Origin of the sequence: Cypionkella sp., assembly GCF_030652235.1 — a bacterium.
Lineage (GTDB): Bacteria > Pseudomonadota > Alphaproteobacteria > Rhodobacterales > Rhodobacteraceae > Cypionkella.
In genome coordinates this window covers 18165-27640 of the sequence record NZ_JAUSBA010000056.1, presented here as the reverse complement: position 1 = coordinate 27640, position 9476 = coordinate 18165, and the positions used below count along the sequence as shown (strand labels likewise).

At 58.5% G+C, this 9476-nt stretch carries 14 protein-coding genes, 1 tRNA gene and 1 pseudogene; 15 read left to right on the top strand and 1 reads right to left on the bottom strand.

Translation table 11 applies throughout. The features are described from left to right. From tuf to Q7V03_RS19235, 6 genes and pseudogenes are all read left to right on the top strand, one after another. Positions 1 to 169, top strand: a pseudogene (gene tuf, locus Q7V03_RS19260) (elongation factor Tu); the annotation flags it as partial. A gap of 132 nt (positions 170 to 301) precedes the next feature. Beyond that, positions 302 to 604, top strand: a complete 303-nt coding sequence (locus Q7V03_RS19255) for a ribbon-helix-helix domain-containing protein (protein ID WP_304927211.1) — start codon at positions 302 to 304, stop codon at positions 602 to 604. Between the two features lie 89 nt (positions 605 to 693). Beyond that, on the top strand, positions 694 to 1089 hold the full coding sequence (locus tag Q7V03_RS19250) for a VOC family protein (RefSeq protein WP_304927210.1): 396 nt from the start codon (positions 694 to 696) through the stop codon (positions 1087 to 1089). A 72-nt stretch (positions 1090 to 1161) separates the two neighbouring features. Further along, complete coding sequence (locus Q7V03_RS19245; RefSeq protein WP_304927209.1) at positions 1162 to 1683, top strand: Twin-arginine translocation pathway signal; 522 nt, start codon at positions 1162 to 1164, stop codon at positions 1681 to 1683. A gap of 15 nt (positions 1684 to 1698) precedes the next feature. Continuing rightward, entirely contained in the window at positions 1699 to 3273 is a 1575-nt protein-coding gene (locus Q7V03_RS19240) for a GMC family oxidoreductase (RefSeq protein WP_304927208.1), read from the top strand. Between the two features lie 420 nt (positions 3274 to 3693). Then, positions 3694 to 4230, top strand: coding sequence for a hypothetical protein (locus Q7V03_RS19235; RefSeq protein WP_304927207.1), 537 nt, complete (start codon positions 3694 to 3696; stop codon positions 4228 to 4230). Here Q7V03_RS19235 and Q7V03_RS19230 read toward each other — a convergent pair. Next, positions 4227 to 4454 (bottom strand): DUF2798 domain-containing protein, encoded by a 228-nt coding sequence (locus Q7V03_RS19230; protein WP_304927206.1) that lies wholly within the window; start codon positions 4452 to 4454, stop codon positions 4227 to 4229. The genes Q7V03_RS19235 and Q7V03_RS19230 overlap by 4 nt on opposite strands. Positions 4455 to 4569: 115 nt before the next feature. Here Q7V03_RS19230 and Q7V03_RS19225 point away from each other — a divergent pair. From Q7V03_RS19225 to rplL, 9 genes are all read left to right on the top strand, one after another. Beyond that, positions 4570 to 4645, top strand: a tRNA-Trp gene (locus Q7V03_RS19225). A 103-nt stretch (positions 4646 to 4748) separates the two neighbouring features. Further along, positions 4749 to 5198 (top strand): peptide-methionine (R)-S-oxide reductase MsrB, encoded by a 450-nt coding sequence (gene msrB, locus Q7V03_RS19220; RefSeq protein ID WP_304927205.1) that lies wholly within the window; start codon positions 4749 to 4751, stop codon positions 5196 to 5198. Beyond that, positions 5195 to 5701, top strand: a complete 507-nt coding sequence (gene msrA / locus Q7V03_RS19215; RefSeq protein ID WP_304927204.1) for a peptide-methionine (S)-S-oxide reductase MsrA — start codon at positions 5195 to 5197, stop codon at positions 5699 to 5701. The genes msrB and msrA overlap by 4 nt, the downstream gene beginning before the upstream one ends. A gap of 102 nt (positions 5702 to 5803) precedes the next feature. Further along, positions 5804 to 5998: a preprotein translocase subunit SecE gene (gene secE / locus Q7V03_RS19210; protein WP_054008073.1), complete on the top strand. Its 195-nt coding sequence runs from the start codon at positions 5804 to 5806 to the stop codon at positions 5996 to 5998. Positions 5999 to 6222: 224 nt separating this feature from the next. Further along, entirely contained in the window at positions 6223 to 6756 is a 534-nt protein-coding gene (gene nusG, locus Q7V03_RS19205) for a transcription termination/antitermination protein NusG (protein ID WP_304927203.1), read from the top strand. Positions 6757 to 6859: 103 nt separating this feature from the next. Next, positions 6860 to 7312, top strand: a complete 453-nt coding sequence (rplK, locus tag Q7V03_RS19200; protein WP_304927202.1) for a 50S ribosomal protein L11 — start codon at positions 6860 to 6862, stop codon at positions 7310 to 7312. Positions 7313 to 7315: 3 nt separating this feature from the next. Further along, positions 7316 to 8014 carry a 50S ribosomal protein L1 gene (gene rplA, locus Q7V03_RS19195; RefSeq protein WP_304927201.1) on the top strand — a complete coding sequence of 233 codons (699 nt, stop codon included), beginning with the start codon at positions 7316 to 7318 and terminating at the stop codon, positions 8012 to 8014. A gap of 302 nt (positions 8015 to 8316) precedes the next feature. Further along, positions 8317 to 8832, top strand: coding sequence for a 50S ribosomal protein L10 (gene rplJ / locus Q7V03_RS19190; RefSeq protein WP_304927200.1), 516 nt, complete (start codon positions 8317 to 8319; stop codon positions 8830 to 8832). Between the two features lie 66 nt (positions 8833 to 8898). After that, positions 8899 to 9273, top strand: coding sequence for a 50S ribosomal protein L7/L12 (gene rplL, locus Q7V03_RS19185; protein ID WP_054008068.1), 375 nt, complete (start codon positions 8899 to 8901; stop codon positions 9271 to 9273). Positions 9274 to 9476: the final 203 nt, after the last annotated feature.

The window sequence follows — 9476 nt, the reverse complement described above, 5'->3', positions numbered from 1 at the left end:
CGGAACCGTTGAGCTGCCAGAAGGCACCGAAATGGTGATGCCGGGCGACAACCTGAAGTTCGACGTGACCTTGATCGCGCCGATCGCCATGGAAGAAAAACTGCGCTTCGCCATCCGCGAAGGCGGCCGCACCGTCGGCGCAGGCGTGGTGTCGAAAATCATCAAGTGAGGATCGACGTCTAACCGCGTTACTTTTTCGCAAGGGTCGTGCCGCAAGGTGCGGCCCTTTTGCAATCGTGAAGTCGGAAACGTTGACGACTCGGGCGCAGATGACTTAGCCTAACCGCGGGAGAACAAGCTGATGTGCCAGATCTTCGCAGGGCAAAGCCCCAGCCGTTATGAATCCGTCACCCGCCGCCTGCGGCTGAACGGCCAGTCGACCAGTATCCGGCTGGAACGCGCTTTCTGGCGGATTTTGGATACGATGGCAGACAAGCAAAATCTGACCACCCCAGCCTTGTTGTCGAAACTTCATTCCGAAGTGCTGCAACAACATGGTGAGGCGCCCAACTTTACCTCGTTTCTGCGCTGCGCCTGCACCATTCATCTGGGTGAGTTCGACCAGATGCCAGATCACGTGCAGCCAAGGTTTGCGGCGGAATAGCAATAAAATTGCGCTGTAGTAGGGGGCTACTACCCTAGCCATAAATTGGTTCAGTAATCTTACCAAAACCGAACGGTTGAGGAGAGGTTATGGCCAAGGCAATACATTCAATGATCCGCGCGCTGCAGGAAGCGCGTTCTGTTGCGTTTTACCAGACGGCATTTGGGCTGTCGGTGGCGGATCGCTTGGATTTTACCGGCTTCACGCTGATTTACATGTCTAACCCGGAATCTGGGTTTGAAGTGGAACTGACGATCAACAAGGACCGCACCGAGCCTTACAATCTGGGCGATGGCTACGGCCATCTTGCGGTCTCGGTCGATGATCTTGACGCCGAACATGCGCGGTTGACGGCGGCGGGTTTGGCCCCGCGCAAGCTGGTGGATTTCAAGAACGGTGATGTGCTGGTGGCGCGGTTCTTCTTTATTGCCGATCCAGACGGCTACCAGATCGAAGTTGTGCAGCGCGGCGGAAGGTATCTCTGACGGGCTGACGCTTTGGCTAATGCAAGGCCGCGGGGGGAGTTCGCGGCCATTACGCACTCAAGGGAGGATGACATGAAGCAAGATCAACTTAAGGGCATGACGCGGCGCGCCCTGTTGTCGCGGTCGATGGCGACATGGGCGCTGGCGGTGTCGGGGGCGGGCTTTATTGCCGCGCCCGATGCGGCTTGGGCGCTGGAAGTTGCCGTGATCACGCCGGATCAGATGGCGACGCTTTTGCAAATGGCGCGCGATATCTATCCGCATGACAAGGTGGCGGATCAATACTACGCGGTCGCCGTCAAAGGCTATGACGCCGAAGACAGCAAAGACATGGTGGCCGCCGGCATCGCGGAACTGGATGCAGCGGCTGTGGCGCAGGGCCATGCCTCGTATCTGGCGATTGGCTGGGAGAAGGACCGGGTGAAAGTTCTGCAAGCGGTTGAAAAAGGCGTGTTCTTTCAGAAGGTTCGGGCTGGTCTGGTGACCGGGCTTTATAACCAGAAAGAGATCTGGCCGATCTTTGGCTATGAGGGCGAGTCCTTCAGCAAAGGTGGCTATATCGACCGCGGCTTCGACGACATTGCTTGGCTGTAAGGGGAGGACGAACACATGTTAGCAAAATTTGATCTGAACGACGATTCCGTGGTCGTCATCATCGGCACGGGCGCAGGCGGCGGCGTGTTGGCCAACGAGTTGGCGCAAAAGGGCGTCAAGGTGGTGGCGCTGGAGGCAGGCGGGCGCTATCTGCCCGAAGATTATCTGAACGATGAATGGGCAAGCTTTGGTCAGTTGGCTTGGACCGATACCCGCACCACCAGCGGCGATTGGCGGGTGGCAAAGGATTTCTCGGGGCTTCCGACATGGATCGTCAAAGCGGTGGGCGGCACCACAACGCATTGGGCCGGGGCCTCGATCCGGTTTCAGGATCACGAATGGAAGGCGCTGACCAATTACGGCAAGGTCGAGGGCGCAAATCTGCTCGACTGGCCGATTGATGGGGCCGAGATGGCGCCGTGGTATGACAAGGCCGAGGAAAAGCTGGGCGTGACCCGCACCGGCAACCGCCCTGGCCTGCCCGGCAGCAACAACTACAAAGTGTTTGAAAAAGGCGCTTTGGCGCTGGGCTATACGCAGGTGCATACCGGGCGGATGGCGATCCAATCCTCGGACGACACAGGCAACCGCGTCGCCTGCCAGCAGACCGGCTTCTGTTTTCAGGGCTGCAAATGGGGCGCGAAATGGTCTGCTGCCTATACGGATATTCCCGAGGGCGAAGCGACGGGCAACCTTGAGGTCCGCGACCGCAGCCATGTCGCCAAGATCCTGCATGACGCGGCGGGCAAGGTGACTGCGGTCGAATATTTCGACAAGGATGGCAAATTGCAGACCCAAAAGGCGCGGATCATCTGCGTGGCGGGCAACACCATTGAAAGCCCCCGCCTGCTGTTGAACTCGGCTTCGGAGAAGTATCCGAACGGGCTGGCCAATTCGTCCGATCAGGTTGGCCGCAACTATATGCGGCATGTCACGGGATCGGTGTACGGCGTGTTCGACAAACCGGTGCGGATGTGGCGCGGCACCACGATGGCGGGCATCATGCAGGACGAGGCGCATCACGCCCCAGAGCGCGGCTTCGTCGGTGGATACGAGCTGGAAACCCTTAGCCTTGGTCTGCCGTTCATGGCGGCTTTCCTTGATCCGGGCGCTTGGGGCCGTGAATTTACCTCTGGCTTGGACAGTTATGAAAACATGGCTGGGCTGTGGATTGTGGGTGAAGATCTGCCGCAGGAAAACAACCGCGTCACCCTGTCAGCGGATGCCAAGGATCAGTTTGGCCTGCCTGCGCCGAATGTGAATTATTCGGACCACCCGAATGATATCGCCATGCGCAACCACGCCTATGCACGCGGTGTGGCGATGTATGAGGCGGTTGGGGCGACCCGCGCCTTCCCAACGCCGCCCTATCCATCCACCCACAACCTTGGCACCAACCGGATGTCAGAAGATCCCAAGCTGGGGGTGGTCAACAAATGGGGCCAGACGCATGACATTGCCAACCTGTTCATCTCGGACGGCAGCCAGTTCACCACCGGGGCTGCGGAAAATCCGACGCTGACCATCGTGGCGCTGGCGATCCGTCAGGCCGATCATATCGCAAGTGAGATGACTGCGGGCACGATCTGATCCCTGACAAAGACAGCGGCGTGCGGGGGAAACCTCGCGCGTTGTGCTTTGTCTGGGGCGGAGAGGCTTGTGGTTGCATTGCACCTGATCCGGCGCAAACGATCGGGGAACAGCTTTCCCCGCGGGGAATGACTTGTGCTTCAGCTTGGTTTTGGGGGCATTTTGCACAACATGTTGTGGTATTTGCCCGCGCGGCGGTGGAACACTTTTCTAATGCCTGCGAAAAACGCGTCTTTTCGCCGGATCAAGCCAAGGACCTCAGCTCATCCTCTGTGCTTAAATATCCCCGCCGGAGGCTTCGACGCCAGATGCCTGCGCAACGCCGCAGACAGGTCGCACGCAACCTGCTATCATTTATTCGAGGGTACCGATATTTTCAGCCCGACTTGTCGCATTTCATCACATACTGCGGAGCAGATCATGCCCTACGCCGCCGCCACCGCCATCGCTTTTGCGCAACGCCAGGCTGGGCGCTATGGCGATGGCGAGTGTTGGACGCTGGTAGAGGCGGCGATTGTCGGGGCGGGGGGCAAATCCTCGATCCCGCAGACGCCGCATTTTGGCCCGAACGTGTCTTATGTTTGGGGCACGGCGATCAATGTGGCCGCGTTGCAGGCGGGCGATGTGGTGCAATATCAGAATTTCGCTTGGACGCAGACCACCCGGATTGACGTGACCAGCCCGGACGGCACAAGTTTTTCCGAGAATTTCCGCACCGAGGGGCGGGGCTTGCCGCATCACTCGGGCTTGGTGATCCGCGTGATCTCGCCGGGGATGGTCGAGCTGATCGAGCAGAACATCCCGCCCCGCAGTGGCCCGGTGCAAACCATTCAGTTGGCGCTGAGCTCCCCTGCGACCACCACCGAGACAACCCGCAGTGGCACCACGGTGACCGTAACCACCATCAGCCATTCGGTTTCAGGCGCAGTGCGCTGCTATCGTCCGGTTGCGGCTTAGGCCTGCCGCACCAACCGCGCCACAAGGCGGCGGGTGATCGGCGCGATCACCAGCACCGTCGGGAAGGCGAGCGCCCAAGAGGCCGCCCAGTTGCCCATCCATTGCAGCAAGAAATGGTCCACAAGACCAATCGTGCGATAGGTCGAGAGACCCGAGACAAAGCAAGACATCAGCCCTGACAAGATCAGGCCAAAGACGATGGGGGCAAAGCGGGCGGGAATCATCAGGGGCATCCGGGTTTGGGCTGACGCCGTGCATAGCCCCACTCTTTCTGCGCGCCAACCCAGATTCCCCCCTTGATTTCCGCTTGGGCCTGCCGTAATTCGGGTCGCAGGCCTTAGGAGTTTAGCTCAGTTGGTAGAGCATCGGTCTCCAAAACCGAGGGTCGTGGGTTCGAGTCCCCCAACTCCTGCCAGGTCTGTTTTCCCATTGTTGCAGTGCTACACAAGCCTGCGATGGCAGTGGAAAACATACCTGCAACGCCCCATATTCCACATCGGATCAAAAGGGAGTGCGCCATGACGACTTACACAAAATCCGCCGACCGTATCGCGGCCCTGACACCCGAGCAGTTTCGCGTCACCCAGAAGAATGGCACCGAGCGGCCCGGCACCGGCGAACATCTCGATAACCACGAACCCGGGATTTATGTCGATATCGTCTCGGGCGAGCCGCTGTTTGCCTCGAGCGACAAGTTCGACAGTCATTGCGGCTGGCCCAGTTTCACCAAGCCCATCGAGCCTGCGCATGTCGCCGAGTTGCGCGATGGCAGTCTGGGGATGATGCGGATCGAGGTGCGATCAACCCATGGTGACAGCCATTTGGGGCATGTGTTCCCCGATGGGCCGCGCGACCGCGGTGGTTTGCGCTATTGCATCAACTCGGCAAGCCTGCGGTTCGTGCATCGTGATGAGATGGAGGCCGAAGGTTATGGCCAATACATTGACCAAGTGGAGGATGTGAAATGACACAAGACACCGCAATTCTGGCAGGTGGTTGCTTTTGGGGCATGCAGGATCTGATCCGCAAGCGGCCCGGCGTGATCGCGACGCGGGTGGGTTATACCGGCGGCGATGTGGCCAATGCGACCTATCGCAACCATGGATCACATGCCGAGGGCATTGCGATTGATTTCGATCCGGCAGTGATCAGTTACCGCGAACTGTTGGAGTTTTTCTTCCAGATCCACGATCCCTCTACGCCGGACCGCCAAGGCAATGATCGCGGGCCGTCTTATCGCTCGGGCATCTACTATACGTCGGAAGCGCAGAAAGAGGTCGCGTTGGACACGATTGCGGATGTGAACGCCAGCGGCATCTGGCCGGGCAAGGTGGTGACAGAGCTCGCCGCTGCCGGGCCGTTCTGGTTGGCCGAGCCCGAGCATCAGGATTATCTGGAACGCCTGCCGACGGGCTATACCTGCCACTTCATCCGCCCGAATTGGCGTTTGCCACGTAGGGCTGCGGAGTAACACTCGGCCGCCGTCATACGACACGGCTAGGCTTGCCGCTTGAAATCCCGGCGTGATGCGCGTATCTCGCCGGGAACATCCTAGAAAGCGCGGAATCCGAAAATGGCAACGATCAATCCCGTCCAGTTCATGCAGCAAGTCCGCGCCGAGGTGGCTAAGGTCGCTTGGCCGTCGCGCCGCGAGGTGATGCTGACCACTGTGATGGTGTTCATCATGGCGGCGCTGACCGCGACCTTCTTCAGTTTGGTGGATTATGTGATCCGGCTGGGCCTGACGATGATCGTCACCGGGTTCTGAACTGAACCCGTCAGGCTGCGTTTGGTTGGACCAAATCTGGCCGAGGTGGGGCGAATTCCCTTGAATTTAGCGGTCTGGGGCGGTATTCCGCCCCAATCCAAAGGACAAAGGCGCGCAGCGATTCGGTTGCGTGCTGTTTTTTGTTCGGGGCACAGCGGCATAACCGCTTGTAAAAACAGAACATTCGGGCGCAACGGCGGTCGGGCAGACAAGGTGGAAGTGGCATGGCCAAGCGTTGGTATTCGGTAAGCGTTCTCTCGAACTTCGAGAAGAAAGTTGCCGAGCAGATCAGAACGGCCGTGGTGGAAGCCAACTTGGGCGAGGAAATCGACGAAGTTTTGGTGCCGACTGAAGAAGTCATCGAAGTGCGTCGCGGCAAGAAAGTGACCTCTGAGCGTCGCTTCATGCCGGGTTACGTTTTGGTGCGGATGGAAATGTCGAGCCAAGGCTATCACCTGATCAGCTCGATCAACCGCGTCACGGGCTTTCTGGGGCCGCAAGGCAAGCCGATGCCGATGCGCGATGCCGAAGTGAATCTGATCATGAACCGTGTCGAAGAAGGTCTGGAAGCGCCGCGCAACCTGATCCGGTTCGAGACTGGTGAGAAGGTCAAGGTCACTGACGGCCCGTTCGAAGGCTTTGACGGCATGGTCGAGGACGTGGATGAGGCACACAGCCGCCTGAAGGTGTCGGTGTCGATCTTTGGTCGCGCCACCCCGGTGGAATTGGAATTCACTCAGGTGTCGAAAAACCTCTGAGTGCATCGCGTGGGAGGCGCGCGCTGGGGATCCCAGTGACAAACCGAACCACTAAACCGCATCGCTCAATACCGGGCAGATGCAGTGATAAAGGAGAGGCCACATGGCCAAGAAGATTATCGGCAGCTTGAAGCTGCAAGTGAAAGCGGGTCAAGCCAACCCATCCCCGCCGGTCGGTCCGGCGCTGGGTCAGCGCGGCCTGAACATCATGGCTTTCGTGAAGGAATTCAACGCGAAAACCGCTGATCTGGAACTGGGCACGCCGACTCCGGTCGTCATCACCTATTATCAGGACAAGTCGTTCAGCCTTGAGTTCAAGACTGCTCCGGCGTCGTTCCTGCTGAAAAAAGCTGCTGGCCTGCCGCCGGTTGGCAAGCGTAACCGCGCCAAGGGTTCGGTTAAGCCTGGTCATACGGTTGTCGGCGCTGTGTCGCTGGCACAGATCCGCAAGATCGCTGAAACCAAAATGAAAGACCTGAACGCGAACTCAGTTGAGGCCGCGATGCAGGTTATCATGGGTTCGGCGAAATCCTGCGGCATCGAAGTGAAAGGGTAAGTCATGGCCAAGATTGGTAAACGGACTGCCACTGCGCAGAAAGCCTTTGAAGGCAAATCGCTGATCACCGTTGAAGACGCTGTGGCGTTGATCAAGGGTGCGGCTTCGGCGAAATTCGACGAGACGCTGGAAATCGCGATGAACCTTGGCGTTGATCCGCGTCACGCAGACCAAATGGTCCGCGGCGTGGTTGCTCTGCCGAATGGCACCGGCAAAACCGTGCGCGTCGCTGTGTTCGCGCGTGGCGCTAAGGCTGATGAAGCCAAAGCCGCTGGTGCTGACATTGTTGGCGCAGAAGACCTGATGGAAACCATCCAGTCCGGCAAGATCGAGTTCGACCGTTGCATCGCAACGCCGGACATGATGCCGCTGGTTGGCCGTCTGGGCAAAATCCTCGGGCCGCGCAACCTGATGCCGAACCCAAAGGTTGGCACCGTGACGATGGACGTGAAAACGGCCGTTGAAGCTGCCAAGGGTGGCGAAGTGCAGTTCAAAGTCGAAAAAGCTGGCGTGATCCATGCGGGCATCGGCAAAGTCAGCTTCTCGGATGAGAAACTGGCCGAGAACATCCGCGCTTTCGTCGAAGCCGTGACTCGTGCACGTCCGACTGGCGCTAAAGGTTCGTACCTGAAAAAGATTTCGCTGGCGTCCACGATGGGTCCGGGCGTTGCCTTGGATCTGGCTTCGGCTGCTGCGAAGTAATTGGTTTGGTGGGGTAAAACCCCACTCTACCACGCCGTAGGGTGGGGTTTTACCCCACCTTGCGAAAAGAATTCCCAACCCTTCGGGGAAGGGATGGTGGGGCGACCGGGCGCAAGCCAATAGCCCCATCCTGTCCGAGACGGCCGGTGGCGCGCAAACGCCTTAATTTCCTGCCTGAGATGGGGAACGAGATGATGTCGCGTCACGCGATTTTGGCTCGGGAACCGTAGCAAGGACCCGATGCTCGTCATAAGACGGGCTTAATTGAGCCGGGGGGAAACCCCCAACCTTGGAGTGAAACTGTGGATAGAGCCCAGAAAGAGAAAGCGGTCGATGAACTCGGCCAAATCTTCGCAAGCTCTGGCGTTGTAGTGGTCGCCCACTACGCGGGTATGACAGTTGCACAGATGCAGGACCTGCGCGCAAAAATGCGTGACGTAGGTGGGTCCGTTCGCGTTGCCAAGAACACGCTCGCCAAGATCGCCCTTGGTGGCAAGCCGTCTGAAAAGATGGGCGCGCTGCTGACGGGCATGACCATGTTGTCCTATTCGGAAGATCCCGTGGCTGCGGCCAAGGTCTGCGAAGCATATGCCAAGACGAACGATAAGTTCGTCATTATTGGCGGTGCAATGGGTGACACGGTTCTGGACCAAGCCGGTATCAAAGCCGTCGCTTCCATGCCGTCGCGTGAAGAGCTTATCGCTCAGATCGTTTCGTGCATCGGTGCGCCCGGGGCTGCTATCGCTGGTGCAATTGGCGCGCCTGCAAGCAACATCGCGAGCATTCTGTCAACCATCGAAGAAAAAGCAGCCGCTTAATCTTCGGCCTCGCGTGGGGTTGAACCCTCACCTCGTTGGAACCATCTTAACTGAACGGAACATGAAATGTCTGATCTGAACAAATTGGCCGAACAAATCGTTGGCCTGACCTTGCTGCAAGCGCAAGAACTGAAAACCATCCTGAAAGACACCTATGGCATCGAGCCAGCTGCTGGTGGCGCTGTCATGATGGCTGCTGGCCCGGCTGCTGCAGCTGCTCCGGTTGAAGAGCAAACCGAGTTTGACGTTGTTTTGACCGAAGCTGGTCCGAACAAAATCAACGTCATCAAAGAAGTCCGCACCATCACCGGTCTGGGCCTGAAAGAAGCTAAAGACCTCGTTGAGGCCGGCGGCAAAGTCAAAGAAGGCGTTGGCAAAGCTGACGCTGAAGGCTTCAAGAAAACTCTGGAAGCCGCTGGCGCCAAAGTTGAACTGAAGTAATTTGCGCCGGGGTTCGCCTCGGTTCTGATTGATGGCTGGGTCGGGGGTTAACCCCGTCCCAGTTTATCGCGTCTTGGACTGCGCTTTTGCGAAAGCCCAATCCAAGGTGCGGTTAAGGTTCGGGAGCCACCCTAAGGGACGGGTGGCATGAATAGAACCTTCCCCCTCTCGCCAATCGGCGCGCTTTCCGTGGCCCGACGGAA

What these genes read in the sequence shown, in the direction of transcription:
- Q7V03_RS19255 (WP_304927211.1), top strand. Translation starts at nt 302, where the DNA reads ATGTGCCAGATCTTCGCAGGGCAAAGCCCCAGCCGTTATGAATCCGTC.
- Q7V03_RS19250 (WP_304927210.1), top strand. Translation starts at nt 694, where the DNA reads ATGGCCAAGGCAATACATTCAATGATCCGCGCGCTGCAGGAAGCGCGT.
- Q7V03_RS19245 (WP_304927209.1), top strand. Translation starts at nt 1,162, where the DNA reads ATGAAGCAAGATCAACTTAAGGGCATGACGCGGCGCGCCCTGTTGTCG.
- Q7V03_RS19240 (WP_304927208.1), top strand. Translation starts at nt 1,699, where the DNA reads ATGTTAGCAAAATTTGATCTGAACGACGATTCCGTGGTCGTCATCATC.
- Q7V03_RS19235 (WP_304927207.1), top strand. Translation starts at nt 3,694, where the DNA reads ATGCCCTACGCCGCCGCCACCGCCATCGCTTTTGCGCAACGCCAGGCT.
- Q7V03_RS19230 (WP_304927206.1), bottom strand. Translation starts at nt 4,454, where the DNA reads ATGATTCCCGCCCGCTTTGCCCCCATCGTCTTTGGCCTGATCTTGTCA.
- msrB (WP_304927205.1), top strand. Translation starts at nt 4,749, where the DNA reads ATGACGACTTACACAAAATCCGCCGACCGTATCGCGGCCCTGACACCC.
- msrA (WP_304927204.1), top strand. Translation starts at nt 5,195, where the DNA reads ATGACACAAGACACCGCAATTCTGGCAGGTGGTTGCTTTTGGGGCATG.
- secE (WP_054008073.1), top strand. Translation starts at nt 5,804, where the DNA reads ATGGCAACGATCAATCCCGTCCAGTTCATGCAGCAAGTCCGCGCCGAG.
- nusG (WP_304927203.1), top strand. Translation starts at nt 6,223, where the DNA reads ATGGCCAAGCGTTGGTATTCGGTAAGCGTTCTCTCGAACTTCGAGAAG.
- rplK (WP_304927202.1), top strand. Translation starts at nt 6,860, where the DNA reads ATGGCCAAGAAGATTATCGGCAGCTTGAAGCTGCAAGTGAAAGCGGGT.
- rplA (WP_304927201.1), top strand. Translation starts at nt 7,316, where the DNA reads ATGGCCAAGATTGGTAAACGGACTGCCACTGCGCAGAAAGCCTTTGAA.
- rplL (WP_054008068.1), top strand. Translation starts at nt 8,899, where the DNA reads ATGTCTGATCTGAACAAATTGGCCGAACAAATCGTTGGCCTGACCTTG.